Here is a 26,056-nt window from a genome sequence, read left to right as displayed (position 1 = left end):
TGCAGTTTCTTTTGTTTATGGTGATTTTGCATGACTAATTTTGTATAAATGCTTAAATACTTTAATCAACAAGAGCATTTATCATGCAGCAGGCAATTGTCGGCTTTCATCTGGATGAAGAAAATCATTGGGTCGCTGAACTGGCCTGTGGTCATGGTCAGCATGTGCGGCATGATCCACCTTGGCAAAACCGTCCTTGGGTCATGACCGAACAAGGCCGTAAAGAAAAACTGGGCGTCTTATTGGACTGCAAAAAATGTGAAATACACGAGGATTAATATCTTCTAAATCAAATCAGTATATATACTCACCCTGAGTATTTTATCTCGTTTAGAAAATTGATTAAAACCTGAATAAAAATAATAATGCCTTGCTTATAAAGGTATTATATTTTTTGATAAATGCACTTAATTTTATGATTTAACGATTATTTTTTGAAATCATGGTTCCCAGCATAATAATAAAGGTACTGACTCCGCCAATCAGTAAGCTCATTAGGGTAATTTCCAAAGTGATCTTATGATGCCAGCTCTGATCAGGAATCCGGGGCAAATTCAGATTTTCCCCAAAGATAAAGTTAATAGTACATATAATCAGAAAGCCAATCGTTGTAGAGACCAGTAAAGTCACCACCAGGTTTTTCCACATCTTGTAGCCTACCAGCATGACAATAATGGCCAAACCTACCACCGTTATAATCGATATAAATAAAACACTGTTCCAGTAATCCATTCCTAGTACTCTTATTTTAAATCAATTAAAATTATGAAATTCTTATAATTAATTACGTAATGTTTATTTCAATATAGGCGGATTACAATTTGTAAACAATGACCATAACTACCTTATTCATTTTATTTGTAAAGGGACTTTATGGGGGGTAATTCATTCTTTAATGAGTTTCTTTTAAAAATATTTTTCTTTTTAGATAAAATAATTTTGATCAAGATTTATATATTGAGAAGAATATTTATATAAAATTTAATTTTGAAGAAGATAATATAACTTATCAAATTTAAAGTTTATCCAGATCAGAATTTCTATTTTATTATTTATATTTCTTTTAAATACAGTCGCCTGAACAGAATTTTTCTTCCCATAAAAAGTAAAGCCTTAGATTACTAAGGCTTTACTTTTTATCTGGTGAATCAGGTTTTAGATTCCGTATTTCACACGATAAGCTTCCATTTTCGCCAATGCTTCGCTATCGCCTTTTGCATCTAGGTAATTCATTAAATCTTTCATGGTAATTAGTGCATGTACTGGAATTTCCAGTTCTTTTTGTACTTCCTGAATAGCAGATAATTCACCTTGGCCTTTTTCCTGACGATCAAGAGCAACCAGTACACCTGCAATTTGCGCACCGGCATTTTTCAGGATGGTGACTACTTCACGAATGGCAGTACCGGCTGTAATCACATCATCAATAATCCAGACTTTTTTCCCTTCCACTGAAGCACCTACCAGCACACCACCTTCACCGTGATCTTTGGCTTCTTTACGGTTAAAACCCCATGGCACGCTGACGCCATGATTTTGAGACAGCGCCACTGCTGTAGCCGCCACAAAAGGAATACCTTTGTAAGCTGGTCCAAAAATCACTTCAACATTGTCACATTCAGTTAATTTTGCAGCATAGCCAGAAGCCAGTAGTGACAAGGCTTCACCATCATTGAGCAAGCCAGCATTAAAAAAATAAGGACTCACACGTCCTGATTTTAAAGTAAACTCACCAAATTTAAGCACACCACGTGATAATGCGAGTTCGATAAAAGCTTGCGGGTTAAACTGAGCTGGCGTTGACATGAGGTGCTCCTAAATCCATTAATTAAGGGTAAGACTTGCGCATGATACCAAAGAGTAGCTATCCAGGTGATCAAAAAATTCTTCGTGTCGTTTCAATTAATGTCAACGGTTTACGTTCCTCTGTCAGCAAGGGCTTGCTAGAGTGGATCGAACAGTCTGATGCCGATGTGATCTGCATGCAGGAAAGCCGGATTACCCATGCGCAGTGGACTGATAAATTTAAGCCTGAAGGCTGGTATACCCACCTGTTCCCTGCCGAGCGTCCAGGTTACGCGGGTACAGCGATTTACAGCCGTCTGCCTTTCGTTTCGATTACCGATGGTTTGGGTTTTGAACTGGCCGATTCTCAAGGTCGCTTTATCTCGGCAGAATTTGACTTGGGTCTAGAAAAAACAGCACATATCTGTTCGCTGTATTTACCTTCAGGTTCTTCGGGCGATGAAGCGCAGGCACGTAAAGATCACTTTCTGGAAGAGTATAAAAAGATCCTGAAACAATGGCGCGATGAAGACAAATCCATCATTGTCTGTGGTGATTACAATATCGTGCATAAACGTATCGATATTAAAAACTGGTCCGGTAACCAGAAAGCATCGGGCTGCTTGCCGCATGAACGTGCATGGTTGGATCATATCTATGATGAACTGGGTTATGTCGATACGTTCCGCGAAGTCCGTAAAGAAGCCGAGCTATATTCCTGGTGGTCGAATCGTGGTCAAGCCCGCGCCAAGAACGTGGGCTGGCGGATTGACTATCAGGCCTGCTCACCGGACTGGAAAGACCGTACTGTAAATGCCTGGGTCTATAAAGATGAATGGTTTAGTGACCATGCACCCGTGATTATTGACTATAAAATCTAAAACTGACCGAAAGATTGAGTGAACATTCGTTCACTCAATTAAGGTTTATTACCTACACTACATGACGTATTTTCAGGTTTATCTTCAGACCCTAACAGCGCATGATACTCACACGGCACAGGGATATGTCAGGATGACACTATAAGGACAGGACGCCGTAGGAAGAAAATAAAACAAACTATCAGATTTAGCTTGTTTTTCATGGATGTGACAACGGACGTTGTATTGAGACCCGCATAATCAGGATGATTAGATGCGGGTTTTCTCATTTCAGTACCTTCATTTTTTTCTTATTCTTAAACTTTACCATTTACTTTTTAATACCCATTCTGCTCTTAAACGATGTCAATCGAATGACATGTCTTTTAAATATTGCTTAAAAACAAGCTTCTTGGAAGCACATAGGCGATCGGCATAAATTCAGCTAAGCTAAGCCATCAATAAATAAACTGTTTGGGATACAGCGAGCATGCTCAAGATTTATGGCATTAAAAACTGCAATTCAATGAAAAAAGCTTTTGATTTACTTAATGAATTGGGACTGGCTTACGAATTTCATGATTATAAAAAACAGGGGATCGACGCGGATACGGTTAAAACCTGGCTGGATGCTTTAGGCCAAGATGTGGTACTGAACAAGAAAGGCACTACCTGGCGTAAACTCACTGCAGAAGAACAGGAAAATGCGCTTGCCAGTGAAGATAATCTGATTACCGCCTTAACTACTCATACCAGCTTAATCAAACGTCCGGTATTACAGACTGCAACTGGTTTTATCGCTGGTTTTGATGAAGCCGCTTATCAAAAGCTAAAAGACTAATCATCCCAGATGAGCTGGAAGAATAAAAAAAGCCTGACTTCTGTCAGGCTTTTTTATGGTAGTTTTTAGAGAACGGTCATGATCTATTATTTGGCACGAATCCAGGTTTGGTTACGACCTAAAGCAGACACGCCGATATAACCGCGCAGCTCAAGCTTCTTGCCACCATCTGTCAGGTTGCCTTTCAGCTTATAAGTTTTACCAGATTTTGGATCTAAGATCGAACCACTGTCATAGCTGGTTCCGCCTGTATTTTTCAGGCCTTTCACAATCGTTAAACCTTTCAGCGATTTATTGTGATACGGACCTTCACATTTTGTACAAGCATTTTCTTCACCCGGTGTTAATACCGATTGGATGCTTGCAGATAATGTCCCATTTTTTTGCTCAGTAAATTTTACTATAGCCTTTGGTTGTTTGGTTTCGTCGTCAATCGTTTTCCAAACGGTACCATTTAAAGGATCTGCAGCATTGGCCAGCGCAGATAAGCCGAGTAGTCCTAACATTAGCGTAATTTTTTTCATTTTTCTTCATTTCCCTAGTCTGAGATAGACCGATGTAGTATTAAAAAGTCACAACATTTTTGCAATTTTTACCTGTGACTATTTAGTGTAACCTTGTAAATATTGTTGGTAAATAATCCACATAATCAATAAAAGCAGAAAAAGATGGAAAGAAGATGAAGATGAGCCCCGTGACGAAACAATTAATTACAGAAAGTCTTTTAAAAGCGACCATCCGCGCGCCTAGTCGGTTCAATCTTCCTCCAAGCTCCTTACGGGTCGCACTGGAGCAGATGTGCAAGATTTTTCCGCAAGATAAGTCCGTACAAATCCGTTCGCTCCGGCTGGCAGGTGTACATGCCGAGGAAATCAAACCACAGCAGGAATCCAGCCAGCTGATTTTCCATATTCATGGTGGTGCTTTTTATCTCGGTTCCTTAAATACCCATCGTGCCTTTATGACCCAGATTGCCGCTCGCACCCAGATGCAGGTACTGCATATTGATTATCCTCTGGCTCCTGAATCTGCTTATCCTGAACCTTTGGAAGCTGTGTTTGATGTCTATAACCTGTTATTAGATCAGGGCATTCAGGCTAAGGACATTGTTCTGTCCGGAGATTCGTGTGGCGCTAATCTGGCGTTGGCGTTGGCACTCAAATTACAGCAGGAAGGCCTGCCACAGGTGAGTGGACTGATTCTACTTTCCCCTTTCCTTGATCTGACCCTGACCAGTGAATCACTACGCTATAATCAGAAACATGATGCCCTACTGTCGATTGAAACCCTGAAAACCGGGATTCAGTATTATGTACCGAGTACAATGGATCGTGGCGATCCGGAAATTTCCCCATTTTTTGCCGATCTCAGTGGTTTGCCACCGATGCATATACAGGTGGGATCTAAAGAAATTCTGCTGGATGATGCCACACGCTTCAAGGAAAAAGCGGAACAGGCTGGTGTCGAGGTTGAATTCAAGATATATACCGGGATGTGGCATAATTTTCAGATGTTTAGTGCCTGGTTTGAAGAGGCCCGACAAGCGCTAGCGGATCTTTCAGAATTTGCTCATCGTCTGGATCAAGACTAGAAATTTAAAAGAAGCCATAAAAAAGGTCAGCGATTGCTGACCTTTTCTGTTTAGTGATTATCTATCGCTTTTTAGATCAGGCTTACTTGCGTCATCGCAGTTTCAATTGCCTGCTGTTTCGCAGCATCGCCCATATTGACGCCTTCAGCACGAATCACGTGTACATCAGTCACACCAGTAAAGTTAAATACAGTTTTCAGGAAAGCTTCCTGGAAATCGACTGGACTTTGTTCGCCATAAATACCCCCACGGCTACTGGCAATATAGACTTTCTTTTCACCTGCCAGACCCACTGGGCCATTTTCTGTATATTTAAAGGTACGTCCCGCCACACTAATGCGGTCAATCCAGGCTTTTAAAGTAGAAGGTAGGCCAAAGTTATACATAGCAGCCCCAACCACCACGATATCCGCCTGTAAGTACTGCTGTAAAATCTGTTCACCTAAAGCCGCCTGCTCAAGATTCTGACCCATCAAAATTTCAGCAGTTAAATGTGGAATCGGCTGTGCAGCCAAGTCCAGATATTCGAGCTCAACTGCCTCACCATGTTTCTGTTGAAGCTGTCCCACAATAGCTTGAGTCAACTGACGGGAAATAGAGGCATCGCCTAAAATACTGGAATCAATCTGTAAAATTTTCATTGCTTAATCTGGTCCGTTCATTGTTCGGGAATGGACATAGCTTAATAAATTTTAAATAATGAAATAATAGGTTTAAATAAAACACTTCATTGCGTATTTAGAACAATAAATTTCCAGCTTAATTTTTCTCCTTTTTTTTAATTTTTGATAAATATTACTGATTATCAATGAATTAATTTTATGTTATATTTCTGTAAATAATTAAAGCAATATTTTTCCATCTTTTAAAAACTTAGCAATAACAATAAAGGTCAGACCTGTTGTATGAAGCGAATGTCAGCAGTATTACAAAAATTCCAGAATCATCGACTCAAGAAATATCTGATCGAAGATGAAGTGGTGATGAATTGGGGGATTTTGAAGAAGTGTATCCTGATGCTGGCACTGGGCTGTGCCATACATATCAGCTGGCTAAGTTGGGATCTGTTTGTCCTGTCACATCCGCAATACTGGCAGCATGTCCATATTGATGTCGTTCGTTCACAGGTTCACATGAATGGCCTGTTTTTACTGGCGCTGGTTCTTTTGATTTATCCCTGTTATAAATTTCAGGGCAATGCACTGATAGAGCGATATTTTCCCTATCTGGCAGTGGGTATCTTTGTGGTTTCCCTGTGTCGGGATGCATATATCGTGGGCGTGATCAGCCCGGTAGCCACGATTGCCTATGTTTGCCTGATGACGGTAGGACTGGTCCTGTTTCACCGGAGACTGGTCTATAGCATGCTGATTCCCGCCTCACTGTTTCTGGTGACTTGTGCCTATCTGAGCTTTAACCAGCAACTGCCTTATTCGCCACTCTTTAATATTCAGGATCAGTTTTTCCATAATAGCTTTTGGCTATTATCAATGCTGTATTTTATCCTGCCAATTCTTGCTGTCTGCATGATTTTATTTGAGATTTTACTCAGCCAATGGCGCTATCGTGAGCAGCTGATTAACCATCTCAGCCAGATTGATCCTCTGACCAATCTGTTTAATCGCCGTAGTATCAATCAGTGTCTGGATCAGTTAAATAGTACTGCAACTTTTAACTATGCCCTGGTGCTGCTGGATCTGGATCATTTCAAAAAGATCAATGATTACTATGGACATCACAAGGGCGATGAAACATTGGTACAAGTCAGTGCGGTACTAAACCAGCAATTGCGTGAAAGCGATGTCGTTGGCCGGTTCGGTGGTGAAGAATTTATTCTGGTCCTGAATAATTCCAGCCTGGAGAAAGCTCAGCAGGTAGCAGAGCGTTGCCGAAGCGCGATCCAGCAACTACAGATTTTTAGTGATGAAGGACAATTGATCCCGGTGACGGCCAGCTTTGGCATTGCTATTTCAAAACCAGAATTACGCCCACAGCAACTTTTAAGCCAAGCCGATCAGGCCCTTTATCAGGCCAAAGCCGGTGGACGGAATCAGGTGAAATCTTATCTGGAACCTCTAAAAGTTCAACCAGCCTAATCTTTTCACCAGCTTTATTCACTTTAAAGCGTGTACCAGAAAAGCCTTAAAGTGAATGCTAGAGCTGCTCTAAACGCTGTAGCTGTGCCAATAACTCTGCTTCACTAAATGCACCTGTCAAACGTAAGCTGCGAAGCTCCTGCTGCTGAGTATCAAGAAATAAATAAGTCGGTGGTCCCAGAATTTCCCATCGGTTAAGCAAAGCCTGATGCGTAGCATCATACTGACTAAGATCAAGCTTGATCAGAAAATAAGGAGCTAAGGCCTGCTGGACAGCAGCTGCCTTTAATACTTTATGTTCAATCGGCTGACAGGCCACACACCAATCAGCATAGACATCAATAATGACCTTCTGCCCTTTCGGTACTGTAGCCAGTAATTGTTCAAATTCAGTGGCCGTTTTTGCTATATGCCAACTCGCCTGTTGTTGGGCAGTTTCAACAAAAAAACGCTGACTATGCTGATACTGACTATATGTAATATAAGGCACAGCGATAGCCAAACAGATGATATAGAGCCAGCGCAGTCCGGTATTTTTCCAGAATAATCGTGCCAGAACATAGGCAACAAAGCTTAAGCCCAGCCCTAGCGACAGCCACTGCAATGCCGCTTCTGAAATCAGCGGACGAATAAAATACAAGGCCAAAGCTAGCATAATGAAAGCAAAGAGCACTTTCACCTGATTCATCCAGTGCCCGGCTCGAGGTAGAATACGTGCCCCCATAATACTGGCCAGCAGCAACGGGGTGCCCATACCGAAACCCAACGTAAACAACAGCACTGCGCCTTGCCACTGGTTCTGAGTCTGGGAAATAAATAATAAAGCACCGGCTAATGGTGCCGTCATACAAGGCCCAACCAGCAAGGCAGAAACAGATCCCATGATCGCAGCGCTAACCAGAGTTCCCCCTTGCTGCATCGCCTGAACCCGGTCCAGACGTTGCGTCAGACGCTGTGGCATTTTAATTTCAAACAGGCCAAACAGGTTGAGGGCAAATACCACAAATAATGCACTAAATGCCATCAGGGTGGCAGGTTGCTGTAACCAGCGCTGAAAGTTGAGTCCGGCTGAAGACGCGATCAAGCCTAATACCGCATAGACTGCGGCCATACTGCTTACAAAGCTTAGGGCAATCATCCAGGCCTTGATGCCTTTGCTATCACGAACAATTAATGAAGTCAGAATTGGCAGCATCGGCAAAGAGCATGGCGTAAATGCCAGCAAAATGCCCAAGCCGAAAAATAACAGTAATCCATAAGCCAGCGAACTTTCAGCGAGACGTGCAGACCATTGCTGGTCTTGTGCCGAGTCGCTGTTGGATCGTGTAGAAATGACTTCAACGATTTTACTGTCTGTATTTCCTGATTCTAGATCATCAGCAAAATTTTCCAGAATTCGGTTGTGCTGTGAGGAAGAGCTGCTTAGATCCAGTAACCGTTTATTACCCGAGCCAGTAGAATCATATTGCACCAGACCAGATAGGTCAGTTTTGAATTCAACGGTTTGGGGTGGGTAACAAAGCCGGTCTTTGGCACAGCCTTGCCAGCTGACCTGATAAGTTTGACCCGCCTGTGTCGGAATCTGAACTTTTAATTGCTGATAATAAACCTGAGTATGACCGTAGTTTTCATCATATAGATCTTCAGCGGGTGGTAGTTGCAAGGTCATCGGCTGACTTCCCTGCTTTAGCTCTACCTTATGCTGATAAAGATAATAGTTTTGTGGAATTTCCCAGCTAAGTTCAGTCTGTTGCTGAGTGACTGAACTGATACTCAGAGGAAAAGCCTGCTCAGGCGACAATAAGGGCGCTTCTGCCTGAGCAATATTGCTAAGCAACACTGTGCCCAATAAGACTGGAGAAAATACTTTTCTCCCGATCTTAAACTGAAGTGCTTTGGTCATATCGAAATAAGAGCAGCTTAGAATAGGAACGATACGCCCAAGCCTGAGAAGTAACCTTTATTCTGGCCTTCCAGATCCACCCCGATACTGGCATCAAGTTGTACCTGATCATTCAATGCATACATGACACCAGTGCCTAGCGCATATTCATTATCCTGACTTTCGGCTTTGCGATAAATCAGTTCCGAATAACCTGACCAGCGATCAGCAATCTGATAGCCTAAAGTCGGAATCGCAGTAATCGCCCAGTTGCTATCCTGCCATTCATAACGCATGGTCAGTGCAGTATTCACCAAATCATTATATTGATAAGCAACTGCTGAGCTCAGACTGTAAATATCTTCTTCATTGCTAAAATTAGCATTACCTGTGGCAATAATGGCTTCAGCCATCAGCGCCATACTGAGTTTTTCATCATCCAGATCAATGGCTTTTTTCAGGCCAATACTGACATCGCCTAGACCATCATCCTCTTCAGTCTGGCTATTGAACTTGGTTTGTGACCAAGCCGGACCGGCCCAGCCTAAACGTAATTCCAGATCATCAGTCAAACCGGTACGCAACAAGACGTCGGCATTTAAAGTGGTTTGTTTCAGCTTGCTTCCATCCACAGTCGCTTCGCTATAAGAGAAACTCGGTAAACCCTGTTCCCAAGCTAACTGACCCACTGGAACTGTACTGGTGCCCAGACCTTCACCTGGTCGGTCAAACTCTACCGCTGCACAAAGCTGTGCACTGACACCCGTCAGTGCCATCAAACCCAATATTCTTAAAGTTGTCTTCATCTTGCTGGAGCTCTTTCTTAAAATTTAATGTAATTCCTTGGTCATTTTTGCGCCATGACTACGCAATAATTCTAGGGTCTGTTTTTCTTCTTCCAGTGCTTCTGCCCAGTTAATTTCATCAAAATCACAATCAAAGAATAAATCACTAATCGATGACAGAATGGTTAATCCTTCTTCATCCTTGCTGTTCGGATTGACTTTTTCTTCTAATAGGCGCTGCACTGCAGGTACACAGGCTGCACTGGCCGCATCCCAAAGCGGGCCATAAACTTCTTCAGCATCCCAGAGATGCAAATTGACTTTAGCCTGGATCAGCGCTTCCAGAATCTGTAAATGTACATCCAGACGTTGCTGTTTTTCTTCGGCAGTCAGTGGACTACCCGCTTCATAAGCTTCACACACTTCTTCCCACCATTTGAACAGACCATCCGACCAGATGGAAATAACTGGGCCTTTTTCCAGATCAATAAAATTCGGGTTAAGTCCATCTGCCAAAAGCTGTTTGACCTGACCCAGATTGAGTTCTTCGAGTGCTTGCACAAAAAGCTGTTGTTGCGCAGTTAACATGATGGAGCTCACTTCAAATTCGTTTTTCACTATTATGCCGAATAAAGCGGGATTTGTTTTGTTCTCATTCGTTTATTTTATCTAAAATTGAAAAAAGCCCCGTAGGGGCCTTTTTCATCTGCGAATTATTTATTGTTCTAGATCTGTACCCGTATCTTCTTCCGCAAGTTTTAGCGGAGTGCTACGTACGTTATCTTTTTTCTCAATCACATGTTCCAGACTGCGTTTTAAACGGTCGATGGCACCATGAATGGCAGTATCAACATTATGACCATGATGGTTCACGACAATTGGCTTCAAGCCGGCAGGACGTGCTTCGATCATGCAGCGAATATCATCATCGCCTCCTTTGGCGGCATTTTCATCGCTAAGATGCACTGAGAAATGGGTAATACGCTCACTGTGGCGCTGGAATTCCTGATTTAATTCGGTACGAACGTAAGTAATTAGACGATCACTATTGCGAATGTTTTTATCGGTACGGAGTTCAATGTTCATAAAATACCATCCTCAAATCATTTTAACTTTTTAGTGCAGAATTTTTATCTTGGCACGTGTATAGCTTGCTGTTTTATATTGCATTTCACATCTTCAAATCGCTTTGGATAAAACCCTCCAGATTGAATGATGAACACATTTTTGAGTCTGCAGAACCGTGTTCCTATACTTCGAATATCGGTCCTCTGTTGAAAATATGCAAGTGATATTTTGATTTTTTTAGCAAAAGGACAACCGATCGTGACAACTGCTTACCGGATCATGATTGACCTTCCAGATTTGGGACAATCGAAATACTATTCACATGACTTTCCCAAAATTAAAGCAGTCTTTGTCCTGTTCATAGAGGATCTATGTCTTTACTTTAACCAGCTTCAAAATTGAGTCTCTATTCTTAAAATTAATTTAAATATAAAGACTTAACTTCATTTAAATATCCTATAAACCTTCTTCTCCCAATATCTCAAATTATCATCAGCTCAAGACGATGAAATATTTCTGTCAGCGATCAATTTTGACTTTATTTTTACTTATTAATCTGTATCCTTAAGCTGCTTTCTCGGGGGAGATATTTAAATGAAATTTACACAAATCGCGGCACTTTGTGCATTGGCTTCAACAGCAGCTTTCACTCAGGCAGCAGTTTGGCAGGATTTTAGTTTGACAGGCCTATATGGCGAAAATTATGCACATCCTGTAGGTATGGTTGATGATTTAGAACAGTCAACCATTACGGCTGAATATGCAGCTGGTTTAAAATATGGTGATATCTTCGCCTTTGCTGACCGTACTAATAATGATCTCAGTGGTAATGAAACTTACTTTGAAGTTTCACCACGTTTAAGCTTAGGTGCGGTCACTGGCCAAAAACTTGAAGCTGGTCCAATTAAAGACATACTTATTTCTACTACTTGGGAAGGTGGTGAAGGCTTTAATAATTACCTATATGGTATTGGATTTGCTCTAGATGTTCCTTATACCAGTTATGCAAACATCAACTTCTATAAAGTTGATAATGAAAAAGGTTCTGAAGATGACTATCAGATGACCATTACTTATGCGGTTCCATTTAAAATTGGTAGTGAAGAATTCCTGGCAGATGCTTTCCTGGACTGGTCAACAGCTGAGAAAAACGATCATGCAAGTGAATTGAACTGGACGTCTCAATACAAATGGAATGCTGGTAAACATATCTCTCCTGAAACCAAATTATACTTCGGTATCGAGCATTCAGTTTGGAATAATAAATATTCGATCAAAGGCTTAGACGAACATAATGTTAGCGCATTGGTGAAATACCATTTCTAAGTTTTTAGAATGAATAAAGCAGAACTTCGGTTCTGCTTTTTTATTGCCTAAATTCAAGTTATGGTTAGATATTCTCTTTCTTTTTTGGCATCTGCTTATGAGCTTTGTTATTCGTCCTGCTCAAATTCAAGATTTGGAACATCTACTCCCGATCTACAATGCTGAAATCTTATACGGAACCTCAACCTGGAATAGCACGCCAAAGACAATTCAGGATTTTCAGAACATGCTGAATGAATTAAATGCTCAGCAATTTCCTTTATTAGTAGCTGAGCATTCAGCATCCAGGCAAATTGCAGGTTATGCGGATTATTCTACTTTTCGACCCATTCAGGGCTTTAAACACACTGTTGAACATTCTGTCTTTCTTCATGCAGACTTTATTGGGCAAGGTCTGGGCAAAGCCTTGATGCTCAAGTTGATTGAACATGCGCGGCAAAATGCTATCCATGTTATGGTCGGTGCCATTGACCATGAAAATCAGGCATCGATTGCCTTACATGAGAAATTAGGCTTTAAACAAACCGGTTATATGCCGGAAGTTGGACAGAAATTTGGACAATGGCGTGATCTGGTATTGATGCAACTCAACCTGAATTAAACCAAAATATTTTATTTTTTATGTAAAACTTAATCTAATTGGATCAATAATCTGTTAGAAAAATTGCGTGGAGATAAAATTTTCTATTAAAACCAGAATAATGTCAGTTGAGTAAAATTATGAATAAATGGTTTATCTTTATCAGTATTCTCCCCCTGAGTAGTTTCAGTTTCGCCAATTCAGACTTTGAAACTGAACTCCGATCCGAATGTGCCAAGGTGAAAAGCTATGCCGACTCGGGAAGAAAATTTTATGATCAGAAACAGTATCAAAATGCGCTAGGACAATTTCAACAGCAAGCTTCCTGGTCTGCCTTTTGTGCAATGCATAGTGAAAATAGCGGTGTATCTTTTTCCGAGAGTGCCATTGCCACTGCTTTTAATAATGTCGGGTTAAGCTATTTTAAATCAGGAAAACCACAATGGGCACGGGCCTGGTTTTCAGTCTTTCCTCAGGCCAAAAGCAGTCAATTTAATTTAAAACAGCTTCCTCTCCCGCAAAAAACTCAAAACTTGGCTGGCATCTATATACAGCATGCTGGCTTCGGTCACTGGAATACCATTCAAGTCAAACGGATTAAAAATTCTTATCAGATTCATTTTAATGGCCTCTATATGGGAGTAAATAGCATGATTTATGGTCCAAATATAGGTGAATTTGAAACCACAATGCCTGTTAATAAAAATCAAACGACCTATCGATCAGATGACTGCAAAATTAATCTCAATTTTGCTTTTGATCCTAAACAGGGGCAGCAGGTGATTTTAAAACAGGACAATGGCAGTTCAGGTTGTGGCTTTGGACATAATGTCTATGCAGATGGACACTATTTAAAAGTTGAGTCTTAAATTGAGTTGTTAAAAAAGCCCGCGATTGCGGGCTTTTTAATAGGTATTAGCAGCAAATCATTTTAAACAACGATATCTGCCAGATTACCTTTCTGTTCCAGCCAGTCTTTACGGTCACTGGCACGTTTTTTAGCCAACAGTTTATCCAGTAAGCCTGAAGTCAGGTGCACATCATCTAGATCCAGTTGCACCAGACGGCGAGTATTAGGATCCAAAGTGGTCTCACGGAGCTGGCTGGCATTCATCTCACCTAGACCTTTGAATCGGGTGATTTGCGGATTCTTGGTTTTACATTTTTTCAGGATGCCTTCCAGTTCATCTTCATCCAGCGCATAGTGCACATCTTTACCATCATCAATACGGAATAGTGGTGGCATCGCTACAAACAGATGCCCTTCCTCGACCAGAATCGGAAAGTGTTTTACGAACAGCGCACATAACAAAGTCGCAATATGCAAACCATCCGAGTCGGCATCGGCAAGAATACATATCTTGCCATAACGCAGTTCAGACAGATCATCTGAACCTGGATCGACCCCAATCGCGATTGCAATGTTATGCACTTCCTGAGAGGCCAGCACTTCATCCGAAGAGACTTCCCAAGTATTTAAAATTTTTCCGCGAATCGGCATAATCGCCTGGAAATTCTTGTCACGTGCTTGCTTGGCCGAGCCGCCCGCAGAGTCCCCTTCCACAATAAACAGTTCAGACTGATCCAGATCATGTCCCACACAATCTGACAGTTTCCCAGGTAAAGTCGGACCAGCGACAATTTTCTTACGTTCAACTTTCTTGGCCGCTTTTAGACGGCGACCCGCTTTGGAAATCGCCATTTCTGCCAGTTGCATAGCGATGTCTGAATTCTGGTTCAACCACAGTGCAAACGCATCTTTGGCAATATTCTGCACAATGCCTGAGGCTTCACGGCTGGATAAACGTTCCTTGGTTTGACCAGAGAATTGTGGCTCCTGGAATTTCAGTGACAGGATATAGTTCACACCATCCCAGACATCTTCCGCAGACAGTTTCATATTACGCGGCAACAGGTTACGCAGTTCACAGAACTCACGCATGGCATCGGTCACGCCTGAACGTAAGCCATTCACGTGAGTACCACCTTGTGCGGTTGGAATCAGGTTGACGTATGATTCCTGAATACTTTCTCCACCTTCCACATTCCAGCAGATGGCAAATTCTGCACTGGCACGCTCAGCATCACCTGTCGCCACAAAAGCAGGGGCCGGAATGATTTCACGGTCTTCCAGCTCATCCATCAAATAGTCGACCAGACCATTTTCAAACTGCCAGATGATCTTTTCATCATTGATCTGGTCGATATAGTTAATTTGCAGTCCAGCAGCCAATACCGCTTTGGCTTTTAAGTTATGTTTTAAGGCTTTAAGGGCAAATTTAGGCGAATCAAAATATTTGGTTTCTGGCCAGAAATGAACAGTTGTCCCTGTGGCACGTTTCGGCGCCTTGCCTTCCAGCACTTCTAGTGGTGCAGTCGGTTCGCCATTTTCAAAGGCCATTTTGTACAGGTTGCCATGACGCTGAACTTCAACTTCTACGCGGCTAGAAAGCGCGTTGACGACCGAGATCCCCACCCCGTGCAGACCGCCAGAAAATTGATAGTTATCGGTACTGAACTTACCGCCGGCATGCAGTTTGGTCAGAATGATTTCAATCCCGCTCTGACCATATTCTGGGTGAATATCAACCGGCATACCACGGCCATTATCTTCAACTGATAATGAACCATCCTTATACACCGTGACCGTGACTTTATTGGCATGTCCCGCCAGTGCCTCATCGACCGCATTATCAATCACTTCCTGCGCCAAGTGGTTTGGACGAGAGGTATCGGTATACATGCCCGGACGACGACGCACCGGATCTAGACCAGATAAAACTTCAAGAGATTGAGCCGTATATTGAGACACGTTATTCGGTTTCCTTTTTTATGCAGTCGGATAAAAACTGTAAGAGCAGCGGAATTTTCTCCGCAAAATCATCCATGCCATGGCTGCCATTGGCCTCGGTCATCAGCAGTGCAGGTGGACGAGCTGAACTATAATAGCGATGTGCTTCACGATAATCCAAAACTTCATCGCCTTGTTGTAACAGCACTAACATTTTGTCTGCATCTTGTGCAGTTGGTAGCGCCATGGCTTCGAGCTGGCCAAGATCTGTGTCATTCAGGCACCAGTTCGGATGAACCTGCAGGGGCAATTCATCATCAAACAGTTCACGAAACAGCTGCCATGGTCGCATTGCCGGATTGATCAGTACAGCCGGCACATGCGCTTGAGCGACCAGATATGTCGCATAGAATCCCCCAAGACTACTGCCGACCAATGCCACCTGATCCATCGACTGAATCAATTTAGAAATCTTCTGAATTGCAGCCATCGGCGGCATGTTCAAATCGGGTAAATGCACCTGAATATCCGGGTACTTGGCACAGTATTGTTCCAATAACTGGCCTTTAATCGAGTTGCTACTACTCTTGAACCCATGCAGGTAAATGATATTCATCGGCAATCAATAAAAAACAAACAAAATGTAAAAATTTAATTTAAAAGTGTGAAATACACTTCATTTTATAACCACTTAATTGCTTAAATTGTCTGACAAAAAAGCCTTTAATGTTATGCAATTCTCGCTATTTTAAGAGTATTCCGAATAAATTGAGAATCAAGAATACTGAAAAAAGAATTTATACCGCGAAGTGCTCAAAAAAGAAAGATGTCTACGGCTCATATAAAGGATAGGATCAAATGCCAAGTTTAACGCCATTGCATGAAACCTATTGTCGATGGGATCGAACTCCGCTTAGCCAGGCAGATGTCCTGGAAGGCCTGGCACAATTGGTCACCATGCGCTTTAGTGATGTAGTACAGGAGCTGATTAAATCGATTCAGCGTGAAATTTTAATGAGCGTATTCGGGCTGAGTGAAAAAAATTCCAAAACTTTCCAGAATATTCCTTATATCGTACGTCTGTATCAAATGTCTTATGACATGATCTTTCATTATGGCAATACTCTGATTGCGCCTGGACTACGTCGAATTATTGAAAGATTTCCAAAATTACATAATAAACCTCTGACCCCGACCATGCATTTTATGGTCAGTGCCCTGAACGGAATTATTGGCGATTATCTGCTGAAATATCAGAATCCTCTCGCCCTGCCGATGCTTATTTACGATCATTATGGTTCTCTGCAACAAGGTGAGCTAACCGGACGCATTACCCTATTTGTACATGGTCTGTGCATGAACCATCTGGACTGGTCGACCCGCAAATACCCGGGCATTGGAGAAAAGTTGCTGGCTCAGCGTGACCATAACACCATGCTGTACCTGAACTATAATACCGGACGCCGCATTTCAGCCAATGGCCGCAGTCTGGCCAATGTCTTGCAAGATCTGGTCAAACGTAATCCGGGAATTACCAGTATTGATCTGATCGGACACAGTATGGGGGGTCTGGTGTCACGTAGCGCCTTGTTCTATGGCAAACAGAATGTTTATGACTGGATTCCGATGGTGGAAAATCTGGTCTGTCTGGGTTCACCGCATCATGGTGCGGTACTGGAACGTTTTGGTTTTAGTTTGCAGGAAAAACTTGGACATTTTCCTTTAGTGAAAATTGTGGGACATGTGGTGAATATTCGCAGTAACGGGATTCTGGACTTACGTCATGGTAGTGTCCGGGATGATGACTGGGAACATAATCCGGTACGGATTGGCTTTATGGACGACAACCGTAAACCAGCCCCGATTCCTGCGCATATCGATGCCTATCTGGTGGCAGGTACGATCGAGTTTGAACACCATACCAACAAAACACTTAATGTGATCGGCGATTATCTGGTCAGTGTCAAAAGTGCCTTGGGCGAACATCCCCACCCGCGTTTTGACCTGAAAGTACCCGACGCACATAAGGCGATTTTCTATGGCCTGAATCATTTTGAAATTCAGTATCATCCACTGGTGGCCGAACAGATTGTGCGCTGGTTCTATCCAAGTGTGGAAGATGAAACCTATACGCAAATTCATGAATACGTGACCGATCTGGACAGTATTGAAGGCATTGCCCTCACCTGATTGAAGGTAAAAAATTTGGTTCGCCTCTAAAAAAAAGCCAGTCCGTAGAATGGCTTTTTTGATTCTAACTTTGAAAATCAGTATTTATCTCTTAGGCGTTTGACGGGCGCAGTCTGATATTTGCAAAATAACTGCCATAAGCTGATCAGCAATAAGATACTGAAGAACACCAATGACCAGACCGGTAAAGATTGCCCCAAGAAAGTCCAGTCAATTGCGGCACATTCGCCTGAACCATTGAGCACCTGCTGTAATACCGATTTCATCGGCAAAGTTTCCAGCCAGTAATCCAGACCTGGGCCACAGCTCGGCACTCGATCCGGTGGCAGGTTCTGTAGCCAGACATGTCGTGCAGCGACACCGACTGACCATAAGATACTGAGCGAGCCTAAGAAAGCATATACGCGCTTCATGGCATTGGATTTCGGATTATGCAGCAAGGCAATCAGGGAAATAATCCCCAATCCGATTAATCCGATTCGTTGAAACACACACAATGGGCAAGGGTTCAGGCCCTGTCCATGCTCAAGATATAAAGCAAATGCCATCCCGGCAACAGATGCCAAAAACAACACACCACTCACGAAGCGATAACCCCATTGCATGGTTAATCCTCTTATTTATTATCGATATTGGGCTAAATATTCAGTAAAACTGATCGTGTTATCTTGCTCGAGCTGCTGTTGTTGCTGCAATGACTTTTGTGACAATTCATTGAAATATTTAAGTGTTTCTTTGCTTAATCGATGTGATTCATAGAGATTGCTATGCTGATGAGCCAAATGCTGGCCAAACTGCCACATGCTGCTGTGGCTACGAATATCTCCGATAATCAGAGCTGATAAGGTCGCATCAACTTCATCAACACGGATCTGCATCGCTTGCATAGCATTGCTATATAGATCAGTTTCATAAGCCTGATCGAGCAATTGAGCCAGTGGCTGCATATGTTGCAAATGTAAATTACACCAGTCTTCAATCATATAACGCTGGCCATTTTCCATAATCGCAGCGTTATAGGCGCGGCCACGGTTGACCACTTCTGCCTGATTCTGGTCAATGATTTCCTGTTCGGCATCCAGTAGCGCCGGGCTGTCTTGCAATAAGCAGTACAGTGCAACTACTTCCAGGAAGCCGGCAGTATCTTCATTGATCCCGATCGCGCTATACGGATTGACATCTACAGCACGCAGCTCGACATAGCCAATCCCGCGATTTTGCAAGGCTTGCGATGGAGTTTCACCTTCTTGAGGTACCTGCTTTGGACGCACCAGACTGTAATATTCATTTTCAATCTGTAGCACATGGTCATTGATCTGAATTGGCTGACCATTGGCATCATCCAGACCCAGACGGGTAAACTGTTTGTACGGTGTTCTGACCGCTTTTTGCAGACCTTCCAGATAGTCCTGCAGATTATTGTAGTGAATACCCAGCTGTTTCTGTGCTGAATTCTGATAGCCAAAACGTCCCATTCTTAACGCAGTTGAATAAGGCGTATATAAAGTACCGCGTACCAGCGGGAATAAATGGTGATCGCGTCCGGTCATAAAACACTGGCAAACGGCTGGACTGGCGCCAACCAGGAAAATCACCAATGGGGTTAAACGAATAAAGTTACGGATCAGCCCCATATAACGATGGCTGCGATAATCCTGCAGACTTAAAGCGCGCAGCTCTTCATCAGTTTCTTGTTCCTGGAGCGCTATAAAGAAATGATCTGGGAAAGACAGGTTATAGTGAACCCCAGAAATGGTCTGCATACGGCGACCATAACGCACGCCTAAACCATGACGATACAGCGTTTTAAATAAGCCAATATTGGAACTGCCATATTGCGCCAGCGGAATATTTTCATCCTTGCTGTCGAGCATGCACGGCATGGACATCGGCCAGAGCTTTTCATCATTTTTCAGATGACGATGTACAAAGGCATGAATGTCGGTCAAATAGTTTAATGCCTCAGTAATACTCTCTTTCGGTGGAGTAATAAACTCCATCAAGGCTTCAGAATAATCGGTCGTAATATGCGGATGTGTCAGAGCTGAACCTAAGGCATGAGGATGCGGTTCCTGTGACAGGAAACCATTGCTTTGCATACGCAAGCTCTCACGCTCGATACCGCGCAGCATTCCTTTGATGAGCGACGAATCTACCCATTCCGGTAATACATCATGGGCAGTCGATTCAGGTTGACTCATTACAATCTCGCTTAATGGGGGTAACTATTAAAATAGAATCATCGGTTTAGCTTAGTATACCGCGATTTCCAGACAGCACATGCTGCCCTGCCTAGTTTTCAAGCAAACCATTGATTTTTAGTTAGGCAAATTTTTAACACAAAGTTTCTCTATAAGACATGTGAAATTTGTGATTTTATTGACAAATAAATGCTAATAAATTGTAAACATTATGAATTATCAAGATATTTTAGACTTCTGGTTTAGTCCTGAAACGCAACCCAACTGGTTTGCCAAAAGTGACCAGTTCGACCAAAGTTTGAAGGAAAAATTTGGCGATATTCTGGAACAAGCCAGTAAAGCTGAACTATGGTCATGGCGTAAGAATGCTGACGGCCGACTGGCAGAAATCCTTGTTCTGGACCAGTTTTCACGGAATATTTTTCGGGATACGCCGCGTGCTTTTGCTCAGGATAGTCTGGCTTTGGCACTGGCTCAGGAAGCCATCAGCCAGGATCTGGACAAACAGCTGAGCCCGGAGCAACGTTCCTTCCTTTATATGCCTTTCATGCATAGCGAATCTAAATTAATACATGAATTTGCGCTAAAATTATTTCAGCGCCTCGGCAATCCAGAAAACCTCGAATATGAAATCAAGCATAAAATCATTATTGACCGTTTCGGACGCTACCCACATCGCAACCAGATTCTGGGCCGTGAATCCACCGAGGAAGAATTGAGTTTCCTGACCCAGCCAGATAGCAGCTTCTAGAGGTCTGTAACTCGCTGGATCATCCTATCAGGAGAACGAAGATGAAAAAGACCGTCATTGCCCTGACCCTTGCGACGACCGCCCTGCTTTCCGGTTGTGCAACGACACCGTCCAAGCCGCTGACCTTTGATCAGCTCGGCCAGTACAGCACCACTCCGCTGAATGCCAACACTTATCGCATCAGTTTTCAGGCGCGACCTAATATGAGTTTCGGTACAGCCGAAGAAATTACCCTGCTGAAAGCCGCTCAAACTACGGTACAAAATGGCTTCCAGTTTTTCCGGGTACTGAACGATCCAAGTAATCGTAGCCAGCAACCTCCACGTCAGGCAATTGTCTATCCAGCGCCTAGTGTCTATCCATACGGCTATTATCGTCCTTATGGTTATTCCCGCCGTTATCCGGGATTCTGGCCCGATCCATTCTATGACCACCCCTATACTGTCACTTTAGATCCTGCTCAAGTGGCTTATACCATTGAGTGCTTTAAAGCCGGTCAGGAGCCGAAAGATGCCTTTGATGCCCGCTTGATTTTACAATCACTTGGCGCTAAATATGGAGTAAGTCCATCCGGCCAAGTACTCCAACCGCAGCCGGCCACGCCCTAATAACAGGATGATTTATGCAGAAAGAGCAGCCGTCACCGAGCTTACAACGCAGTAAACGTTTTGCGACTATTGCACTGGTCGTCGCAGTACTGGCTTGGCTGGCGCTGATGATTACTGCCAAACTGCTGCCTGAATATGTCTGGCTGATTCATATTCTGATGCTCTCTGCCGAAGCAGGTGTAGTCGGTGGTCTGGCGGACTGGTATGCAATTACCGTGCTGTTCCGTAATCCTTTTGGCCGGCTGCCAATTCCAAAATTTTTACGTGACCATACTGAAATTATTCCACGTAATAAAGCCCGTATTGCCGAATCTATGGGTCGCTTTGTGCAGGAAAATTTCCTTTCCCCGCAAATCGTACAGCGCAGTCTGGCCAGTACCGATTTAAGTCTGGCTGCTGGCCGCTGGCTGGCCAACCCGCAAAATAATGCTCAAGTCACACAAGTGATTCAGCAGACCGTACCCAAAGTCTTTGAATTTGTCGGGCAGGAACAGATCGCCGGATTTATTCAAAGCAACAGTGTGCAATGGGTCAAAAATACCCAGATCAATACCTTGGCCAGCGAAATGCTACGTGCTGTTTTGGAAAATGATTTCCACCAGGATGTGCTGCAACGTGGCCTGGATGTGGTGCATGCCTGGATGACCTCACATCCGGAACAGACCCGTGAGCTGACCCGCACTTTATTCAAGGAAATGGGGGTCTGGCGTCTGGCCAAAGGCGCCAGCTGGATCGGCATTGATGTGCAGCAACGCAGTATCGATTCCGTGATTCAGCGGGTGGAAGCCATGCTGGCAGATCCCGATCATCCTTGGCGGCTTAAAATTGAAGAAACTGCTCAAGAACTGATGCAGCAATTGGCAGACTCTGAAAGTATAGCCAGCCAGCGACTGAATGAAACTAAAGATGCCCTGCTCGACAGTCCACAAGTGCTAAATTTTATCAGTGGTGCAGTGGTCATTTTATGCGATGCCATCAAGGCAGATTTGCAAAAGTCGGATTCGGGGATTGCGGAGAATCTGCGAGTCGCCATTCAGCAAGTCGGTGAGAATATTATTTCAAATACCTCAGTGCGTGAGTTACTGAATAACCGTCTCAGTGGTATCGCTGTCGATTTGAGCGACCAGTACAGTGAGAAAGTGATTCGTTTTATCAGTGAACGTATTCATGAATGGGATTCGACCGAGATGATCAACAAGATTGAAAATGAAGTCGGTGGTGACCTGCATATGATCCGGGTCAATGGTGTCGTGGTCGGGGCCTGTATTGGTCTGATCCTTGGAATCATCCGTGCTGCAGTCGAACATCTGATTTAATTGGTTTTTAGTTAGAGAGCTTATCTGTTAGCGAATGCTTTTTACCTTCTAGAACTTCTTTCTTAATTCTCATTGATAGAAAACAATTATTTGGGTGGCTGATTTCCTGACATATCGACCAGCAATCCGGCAAATTTGCGTACAAAAGGCAAAAGCGTTACCACAATTGGAAAAGCAATTGCCCAGGAAATCATCCAGTTATGAAACCAGAGTGCCATAAAGCCCTCAATCCAGCCCAGATTGCGCAGCATGTTAATCATGGAAATAATTCCACTCACCAGGCAGGACAAGATAAAAGGCACAATGACCAAGGCCCATTTGGCTGGAAGTTTGGGAATATTGCCGATGATGGTCGGACGCTGTTTTGAATCCATGCTGACTCTTTTTATACTTTCAATCAGGCTAATATAGGCTATTTTGATTGCTGGATGATTCATTTTTTATAGCAAAATTTGCAACTTATTTATTCTCCTCTTTCTCATGTGATCCTTCATTGATGACCGACCGAGGGATAGAAACCATAGGCTGCTAATCGTATATTTTTTATTCCCCATAAATGGTTTTACCTAAAGAGTCGGAAATTTGCTATATTTGCTGTTTTTCTGCGATATCTATTTTCGACTGATTATGAATACGGCAATCCAAGCAGCTCTCGATCATGCAGTGCAAACTTTACAGGCACAAAACGTACTCCCATCTGACTGGAACAATACAAGTAATTTGACGCGTACCAAAGACCGCAGCCACGGTGACTTTGCATCAAATATTGCCATGATCGCGTCTAAAGCTGCGGGTATGAAACCGCGTGATTTAGCAGAAAAAATCCTTGCTGCCCTGCCTGAAGTGGCGGATATCAGCAAGGCAGAAATTGCAGGCCCAGGCTTTATTAACTTCTTTTTAAATGCAGACCAGCGTTTTGCTGTACTGGATCAGATTCAGGCTCAACAGGCAACGTATGGCCGCACCCAGGCTAATGCGGAAAAACGCGTTCAGGTTGAATTTGTGTCTGCGAACCCGACTTCTAGCCTGCACGTAGGTCATGGTCGTGGCGCTGCTTATGGTATGACTGTTGCAAATCTGCTTGAAGCGACAGGTGCCAAAGTTGACCGTGAATATTATGTCAACGACGCTGGCCGTCAGATGGATATTCTGGCGACTTCAACTTACTTACGTTATTTAGAATTGACGGGTCAGGAACTGGTGTTCCCGAAAAATGCCTATCAAGGTGACTACGTCAAAGAAATCGCACAAAGCATTATTGATCAAGACGGCGATATCTATGTTCGCCCTGTTGCAGACGTTTATAAAGACGTCCCTGAGGACGTACAGTACGCTGCCGAACCGGATGCTGAAGGCAATAAAGTGATTGTTTCAGGCGATAAAGAAAAGCACATTGATGGCCTGATCTTCAACTCACAAACTTTATTAAATGAAGGTTACCGTGTATTCCATCAAGCTGCGTTAAAAGCCATCCTTGATGATATTAAAGATGACCTCGGTGAATTCGGGGTGACTTTCAACCAGTGGTTCAGCGAAGCAACTCTGACTGAAAAAATTGATGAAGCGCTACAAACTCTAGATCAGCGAGGCTTCCTGTATGAAAAAGATGGCAACATCTGGTTCAAGTCAACTGAATTTGGTGATGAAAAAGACCGCGTGGTTAAACGCCGTAATGGTCAAACCACTTATTTCGCGTCTGATATTGCGTATCACCTAAACAAATTACAACGTGGCTATACCGATATTATAGATATCTGGGGTTCAGACCACCACGGTTATATCGCACGTGTAAAAGCAGCGATTGATGCTCTGGGCTATGACTCGAAAAAACTGACTGTACTTCTGGTTCAGTTTGTCAGCCTGTGGCGTAGTGGCGAGATGGTACAGATGTCCTCTCGTTCAGGCCAGTTCGTGACTTTACGTGACCTGCGTAAAGAAGTCGGTAATGATGCAGCGCGTTTCTACTATGTCATGCGTAAATCTGAACAGCACATTGACTTCGACCTTGACCTTGCCGTATCTCAAAGCAAGGACAACGCCGTATATTATATCCAGTATGCGCATGCGCGGATCTGCCGTATGTTAGAAAAGGCAGCGTCTACAGGCGTGAACTTTGATGCAGCCACTGCACGTGGTCTGGCAGCCAAACTTGAGCTGGAAGCGGAAACCGAAATTCTGGCAAAACTGGCAGCTTATCCAGAGATTGTTGTTCGTGCTGCAAATAGCTATGAACCACATCAGATTGGTAATTACCTGAAAGAGCTGGCTGCGCTGTTCCATGGCTGGTACAACGACAACAAGGTTCTGGGCGATGATGCAGAATTAACTCAGGCACGTTTACTGTTATCTGTAAATGTTCGCCAGGTGCTGCGTAACGGTCTGGAACTGCTTGGTGTATCGGCGCCTGAGAGCATGTAAGCAAAACACTGTGTTGCATGCTCGCAAGGCGAGAGCTATGCTCGAAGCGAAAATGCAAAGCACTGCTTTTACATTGACGCAAGACGGAGAGCTCTGCTCGAAGTAAGCATGCTAGTCATTGCCGTTTATCTGCTGAATAAACATTTTGTAACTTTAGCTATGTGTTTGAAGATGCAGATAAATTAAAATTCTGTGTGATTTGTGATCTAGATAATGACTTTTCTATCACGATCACATAGGATGAAGTCATAGTAGGGGCATAACTGCTGTTATGCCTTTTCTATTTGCCCCGATAAATAAGAGGAAATCCCAAGTGTTTGGAAAAACGCAGCGCGGTGTATCTGAAAGACCGAATAAGCCTAAAAAGCCACTTATTCCTACCTGGCTTGGCACACTCGTGATCATTTTAATCGTGTTAAGTTTTTTAATGGCACTCATGCTGTGGAAGCCATGGGAACCTGTTAAACCTAAAAACCAGGCTACGGCTGAGCATTCTCAAGAAGAAGATACCAATAAAGACTACCGTTTTTATGATCTGTTGCCACAGCAGCAAGTGACACCAATTCCTAAAGAGGCGGTTCCTGAAGCAAAAAATCAGGAAGCAGTAGTAATTGTAGAGGCACCACGACCTGAAGTTGATGAATTAGAAACGGCAACTGAGCCAGGTCTAGATGCGACCGAAGCCCCAACTCCTGCTTCTGCAAGCTATATTCTACAAGTCCGTAGTTTTGATGACCCGGATCAGGCAGATGCCCGCCGTGCAGAAATCATTCTCAACGGTTTATCTGCAGATGTAGTCCGCAGTGTGGAAAATGGCAAGGTTTGGTATCGTGTCGTGTCTGGACCTTATGATTCAGCAGAATCTGCGATTATTGCACAGCAAACTTTACAGCACAGTGGTATCGATTCCATTGTGGTCAAACGATAAGGTTTAAATATAGAAAAGCGCCAAATGGCGCTTTTTTGT

At 43.3% G+C, this 26,056-nt stretch carries 27 protein-coding genes; 14 read left to right on the top strand and 13 right to left on the bottom strand.

Annotation, left to right across the window (positions count from 1 at the left end; translation table 11 throughout):
- Positions 1-83: 83 nt before the first annotated feature.
- Positions 84-278, top strand: coding sequence for a DUF3565 domain-containing protein (locus ACEWB7_RS04495; RefSeq protein WP_004781474.1), 195 nt, complete (start codon positions 84-86; stop codon positions 276-278).
- A gap of 142 nt (positions 279-420) precedes the next feature.
- Here the strand turns inward: ACEWB7_RS04495 and ACEWB7_RS04490 are convergent, their stop codons facing one another.
- Positions 421-732, bottom strand: coding sequence for a hypothetical protein (locus tag ACEWB7_RS04490; protein WP_395526674.1), 312 nt, complete (start codon positions 730-732; stop codon positions 421-423).
- 423 nt (positions 733-1,155) lie between these two features.
- A complete protein-coding gene (pyrE, locus tag ACEWB7_RS04485; RefSeq protein WP_125279724.1) occupies positions 1,156-1,806 on the bottom strand; it encodes an orotate phosphoribosyltransferase in 651 nt (216 codons plus the stop codon).
- 41 nt (positions 1,807-1,847) lie between these two features.
- On the opposite strand from pyrE, the gene ACEWB7_RS04480 reads away from it, so the two are divergent.
- Both ACEWB7_RS04480 and ACEWB7_RS04475 read left to right on the top strand, forming a co-directional pair.
- Entirely contained in the window at positions 1,848-2,666 is an 819-nt protein-coding gene (locus tag ACEWB7_RS04480) for an exodeoxyribonuclease III (RefSeq protein ID WP_159124217.1), read from the top strand.
- Positions 2,667-3,135: 469 nt separating this feature from the next.
- Complete coding sequence (locus tag ACEWB7_RS04475) at positions 3,136-3,486, top strand: Spx/MgsR family RNA polymerase-binding regulatory protein (protein ID WP_159124193.1); 351 nt, start codon at positions 3,136-3,138, stop codon at positions 3,484-3,486.
- Between the two features lie 86 nt (positions 3,487-3,572).
- Here ACEWB7_RS04475 and ACEWB7_RS04470 read toward each other — a convergent pair whose 3' ends face one another.
- Positions 3,573-4,010 (bottom strand): DUF2147 domain-containing protein, encoded by a 438-nt coding sequence (locus ACEWB7_RS04470; protein WP_004781465.1) that lies wholly within the window; start codon positions 4,008-4,010, stop codon positions 3,573-3,575.
- Positions 4,011-4,165: 155 nt separating this feature from the next.
- Between ACEWB7_RS04470 and ACEWB7_RS04465 the strand changes: the two genes are divergently transcribed.
- On the top strand, positions 4,166-5,077 hold the full coding sequence (locus ACEWB7_RS04465) for an alpha/beta hydrolase (protein WP_180002585.1): 912 nt from the start codon (positions 4,166-4,168) through the stop codon (positions 5,075-5,077).
- Between the two features lie 71 nt (positions 5,078-5,148).
- On the opposite strand, the gene ACEWB7_RS04460 is transcribed toward ACEWB7_RS04465, so the two are convergent.
- Positions 5,149-5,718, bottom strand: a complete 570-nt coding sequence (locus ACEWB7_RS04460; RefSeq protein WP_180052509.1) for an FMN-dependent NADH-azoreductase — start codon at positions 5,716-5,718, stop codon at positions 5,149-5,151.
- Positions 5,719-5,982: 264 nt separating this feature from the next.
- Here ACEWB7_RS04460 and ACEWB7_RS04455 point away from each other — a divergent pair, with 264 nt between their 5' ends.
- The gene (locus ACEWB7_RS04455) at positions 5,983-7,173 is read left to right on the top strand and encodes a GGDEF domain-containing protein (protein ID WP_411580453.1); all 1,191 of its coding nucleotides are present in this window, start codon (positions 5,983-5,985) and stop codon (positions 7,171-7,173) included.
- 58 nt (positions 7,174-7,231) lie between these two features.
- Here the strand turns inward: ACEWB7_RS04455 and dsbD are convergent, their stop codons facing one another.
- The 4 genes from dsbD to ACEWB7_RS04435 all read right to left on the bottom strand — a co-directional run bounded on the left by dsbD (position 7,232) and on the right by ACEWB7_RS04435 (position 10,926).
- On the bottom strand, positions 7,232-9,076 hold the full coding sequence (gene dsbD, locus ACEWB7_RS04450) for a protein-disulfide reductase DsbD (RefSeq protein WP_411580452.1): 1,845 nt from the start codon (positions 9,074-9,076) through the stop codon (positions 7,232-7,234).
- Positions 9,077-9,093: 17 nt separating this feature from the next.
- Positions 9,094-9,861: a transporter gene (locus ACEWB7_RS04445; protein WP_180017280.1), complete on the bottom strand. Its 768-nt coding sequence runs from the start codon at positions 9,859-9,861 to the stop codon at positions 9,094-9,096.
- A 24-nt stretch (positions 9,862-9,885) separates the two neighbouring features.
- Positions 9,886-10,428, bottom strand: a complete 543-nt coding sequence (locus ACEWB7_RS04440) for an ankyrin repeat domain-containing protein (protein ID WP_004781453.1) — start codon at positions 10,426-10,428, stop codon at positions 9,886-9,888.
- Positions 10,429-10,557: 129 nt separating this feature from the next.
- Positions 10,558-10,926 (bottom strand): HPF/RaiA family ribosome-associated protein, encoded by a 369-nt coding sequence (locus tag ACEWB7_RS04435; protein WP_005232722.1) that lies wholly within the window; start codon positions 10,924-10,926, stop codon positions 10,558-10,560.
- A gap of 576 nt (positions 10,927-11,502) precedes the next feature.
- Here ACEWB7_RS04435 and ACEWB7_RS04430 point away from each other — a divergent pair.
- The 3 genes from ACEWB7_RS04430 to ACEWB7_RS04420 all read left to right on the top strand — a co-directional run bounded on the left by ACEWB7_RS04430 (position 11,503) and on the right by ACEWB7_RS04420 (position 13,683).
- A complete protein-coding gene (locus ACEWB7_RS04430) occupies positions 11,503-12,234 on the top strand; it encodes an outer membrane protein OmpK (protein ID WP_034703160.1) in 732 nt (243 codons plus the stop codon).
- A 97-nt stretch (positions 12,235-12,331) separates the two neighbouring features.
- Positions 12,332-12,835, top strand: coding sequence for a GNAT family N-acetyltransferase (locus ACEWB7_RS04425; protein WP_034703162.1), 504 nt, complete (start codon positions 12,332-12,334; stop codon positions 12,833-12,835).
- Between the two features lie 119 nt (positions 12,836-12,954).
- A complete protein-coding gene (locus ACEWB7_RS04420) occupies positions 12,955-13,683 on the top strand; it encodes a hypothetical protein (RefSeq protein ID WP_034703164.1) in 729 nt (242 codons plus the stop codon).
- A gap of 62 nt (positions 13,684-13,745) precedes the next feature.
- On the opposite strand, the gene parE is transcribed toward ACEWB7_RS04420, so the two are convergent.
- Together parE and ACEWB7_RS04410 are read right to left on the bottom strand one after the other, a co-directional pair.
- Positions 13,746-15,626: a DNA topoisomerase IV subunit B gene (gene parE / locus ACEWB7_RS04415; RefSeq protein ID WP_034703165.1), complete on the bottom strand. Its 1,881-nt coding sequence runs from the start codon at positions 15,624-15,626 to the stop codon at positions 13,746-13,748.
- A 1-nt stretch (position 15,627) separates the two neighbouring features.
- A complete protein-coding gene (locus ACEWB7_RS04410; RefSeq protein ID WP_034703166.1) occupies positions 15,628-16,221 on the bottom strand; it encodes a YqiA/YcfP family alpha/beta fold hydrolase in 594 nt (197 codons plus the stop codon).
- Between the two features lie 242 nt (positions 16,222-16,463).
- Between ACEWB7_RS04410 and ACEWB7_RS04405 the strand changes: the two genes are divergently transcribed.
- Positions 16,464-17,795: an alpha/beta hydrolase gene (locus ACEWB7_RS04405; protein WP_034703167.1), complete on the top strand. Its 1,332-nt coding sequence runs from the start codon at positions 16,464-16,466 to the stop codon at positions 17,793-17,795.
- A gap of 77 nt (positions 17,796-17,872) precedes the next feature.
- On the opposite strand, the gene ACEWB7_RS04400 is transcribed toward ACEWB7_RS04405, so the two are convergent.
- Positions 17,873-18,400 carry a disulfide bond formation protein B gene (locus tag ACEWB7_RS04400; protein ID WP_034703168.1) on the bottom strand — a complete coding sequence of 176 codons (528 nt, stop codon included), beginning with the start codon at positions 18,398-18,400 and terminating at the stop codon, positions 17,873-17,875.
- Between the two features lie 18 nt (positions 18,401-18,418).
- Entirely contained in the window at positions 18,419-19,996 is a 1,578-nt protein-coding gene (gene gshA / locus ACEWB7_RS04395; protein WP_034703169.1) for a glutamate--cysteine ligase, read from the bottom strand.
- A gap of 211 nt (positions 19,997-20,207) precedes the next feature.
- Here gshA and ACEWB7_RS04390 point away from each other — a divergent pair, with 211 nt between their 5' ends.
- The 3 genes from ACEWB7_RS04390 to ACEWB7_RS04380 are packed head-to-tail and all read left to right on the top strand — an operon-like array spanning position 20,208 to position 22,671.
- The gene (locus tag ACEWB7_RS04390) at positions 20,208-20,747 is read left to right on the top strand and encodes a DUF924 family protein (RefSeq protein ID WP_034703170.1); all 540 of its coding nucleotides are present in this window, start codon (positions 20,208-20,210) and stop codon (positions 20,745-20,747) included.
- A 41-nt stretch (positions 20,748-20,788) separates the two neighbouring features.
- Entirely contained in the window at positions 20,789-21,355 is a 567-nt protein-coding gene (locus ACEWB7_RS04385; RefSeq protein WP_034703171.1) for a CC0125/CC1285 family lipoprotein, read from the top strand.
- A gap of 14 nt (positions 21,356-21,369) precedes the next feature.
- Positions 21,370-22,671, top strand: coding sequence for a DUF445 domain-containing protein (locus ACEWB7_RS04380; protein ID WP_034703172.1), 1,302 nt, complete (start codon positions 21,370-21,372; stop codon positions 22,669-22,671).
- Between the two features lie 86 nt (positions 22,672-22,757).
- Here ACEWB7_RS04380 and ACEWB7_RS04375 read toward each other — a convergent pair whose 3' ends face one another.
- Positions 22,758-23,045, bottom strand: a complete 288-nt coding sequence (locus ACEWB7_RS04375; protein ID WP_034703199.1) for a DUF2798 domain-containing protein — start codon at positions 23,043-23,045, stop codon at positions 22,758-22,760.
- A 253-nt stretch (positions 23,046-23,298) separates the two neighbouring features.
- Between ACEWB7_RS04375 and argS the strand changes: the two genes are divergently transcribed.
- A complete protein-coding gene (gene argS / locus ACEWB7_RS04370) occupies positions 23,299-25,089 on the top strand; it encodes an arginine--tRNA ligase (RefSeq protein WP_034703173.1) in 1,791 nt (596 codons plus the stop codon).
- Positions 25,090-25,402: 313 nt separating this feature from the next.
- Positions 25,403-26,017 (top strand): SPOR domain-containing protein, encoded by a 615-nt coding sequence (locus ACEWB7_RS04365; RefSeq protein WP_034703175.1) that lies wholly within the window; start codon positions 25,403-25,405, stop codon positions 26,015-26,017.
- Positions 26,018-26,056 lie beyond the last annotated feature (39 nt).

The sequence above is a fragment of the Acinetobacter sp. NIOH-H-8 genome (assembly GCF_046635365.1).
In the GTDB taxonomy this organism is placed as follows: domain Bacteria; phylum Pseudomonadota; class Gammaproteobacteria; order Pseudomonadales; family Moraxellaceae; genus Acinetobacter.
This window is presented reverse-complemented; position numbering and strand designations above follow the sequence as displayed.

Bases quoted from the DNA above. Each gene is read 5' to 3' on its own strand.
- ACEWB7_RS04495 (WP_004781474.1), top strand. From the start codon at position 84: ATGCAGCAGGCAATTGTCGGCTTTCATCTGGATGAAGAAAATCATTGG.
- ACEWB7_RS04490 (WP_395526674.1), bottom strand. From the start codon at position 732: ATGGATTACTGGAACAGTGTTTTATTTATATCGATTATAACGGTGGTA.
- pyrE (WP_125279724.1), bottom strand. From the start codon at position 1,806: ATGTCAACGCCAGCTCAGTTTAACCCGCAAGCTTTTATCGAACTCGCA.
- ACEWB7_RS04480 (WP_159124217.1), top strand. From the start codon at position 1,848: ATGATACCAAAGAGTAGCTATCCAGGTGATCAAAAAATTCTTCGTGTC.
- ACEWB7_RS04475 (WP_159124193.1), top strand. From the start codon at position 3,136: ATGCTCAAGATTTATGGCATTAAAAACTGCAATTCAATGAAAAAAGCT.
- ACEWB7_RS04470 (WP_004781465.1), bottom strand. From the start codon at position 4,010: ATGAAAAAAATTACGCTAATGTTAGGACTACTCGGCTTATCTGCGCTG.
- ACEWB7_RS04465 (WP_180002585.1), top strand. From the start codon at position 4,166: ATGAAGATGAGCCCCGTGACGAAACAATTAATTACAGAAAGTCTTTTA.
- ACEWB7_RS04460 (WP_180052509.1), bottom strand. From the start codon at position 5,718: ATGAAAATTTTACAGATTGATTCCAGTATTTTAGGCGATGCCTCTATT.
- ACEWB7_RS04455 (WP_411580453.1), top strand. From the start codon at position 5,983: ATGAAGCGAATGTCAGCAGTATTACAAAAATTCCAGAATCATCGACTC.
- dsbD (WP_411580452.1), bottom strand. From the start codon at position 9,076: ATGACCAAAGCACTTCAGTTTAAGATCGGGAGAAAAGTATTTTCTCCA.
- ACEWB7_RS04445 (WP_180017280.1), bottom strand. From the start codon at position 9,861: ATGAAGACAACTTTAAGAATATTGGGTTTGATGGCACTGACGGGTGTC.
- ACEWB7_RS04440 (WP_004781453.1), bottom strand. From the start codon at position 10,428: ATGTTAACTGCGCAACAACAGCTTTTTGTGCAAGCACTCGAAGAACTC.
- ACEWB7_RS04435 (WP_005232722.1), bottom strand. From the start codon at position 10,926: ATGAACATTGAACTCCGTACCGATAAAAACATTCGCAATAGTGATCGT.
- ACEWB7_RS04430 (WP_034703160.1), top strand. From the start codon at position 11,503: ATGAAATTTACACAAATCGCGGCACTTTGTGCATTGGCTTCAACAGCA.
- ACEWB7_RS04425 (WP_034703162.1), top strand. From the start codon at position 12,332: ATGAGCTTTGTTATTCGTCCTGCTCAAATTCAAGATTTGGAACATCTA.
- ACEWB7_RS04420 (WP_034703164.1), top strand. From the start codon at position 12,955: ATGAATAAATGGTTTATCTTTATCAGTATTCTCCCCCTGAGTAGTTTC.
- ACEWB7_RS04410 (WP_034703166.1), bottom strand. From the start codon at position 16,221: ATGAATATCATTTACCTGCATGGGTTCAAGAGTAGTAGCAACTCGATT.
- ACEWB7_RS04405 (WP_034703167.1), top strand. From the start codon at position 16,464: ATGCCAAGTTTAACGCCATTGCATGAAACCTATTGTCGATGGGATCGA.
- ACEWB7_RS04400 (WP_034703168.1), bottom strand. From the start codon at position 18,400: ATGCAATGGGGTTATCGCTTCGTGAGTGGTGTGTTGTTTTTGGCATCT.
- gshA (WP_034703169.1), bottom strand. From the start codon at position 19,996: ATGAGTCAACCTGAATCGACTGCCCATGATGTATTACCGGAATGGGTA.
- ACEWB7_RS04390 (WP_034703170.1), top strand. From the start codon at position 20,208: ATGAATTATCAAGATATTTTAGACTTCTGGTTTAGTCCTGAAACGCAA.
- ACEWB7_RS04385 (WP_034703171.1), top strand. From the start codon at position 20,789: ATGAAAAAGACCGTCATTGCCCTGACCCTTGCGACGACCGCCCTGCTT.
- ACEWB7_RS04380 (WP_034703172.1), top strand. From the start codon at position 21,370: ATGCAGAAAGAGCAGCCGTCACCGAGCTTACAACGCAGTAAACGTTTT.
- ACEWB7_RS04375 (WP_034703199.1), bottom strand. From the start codon at position 23,045: ATGGATTCAAAACAGCGTCCGACCATCATCGGCAATATTCCCAAACTT.
- argS (WP_034703173.1), top strand. From the start codon at position 23,299: ATGAATACGGCAATCCAAGCAGCTCTCGATCATGCAGTGCAAACTTTA.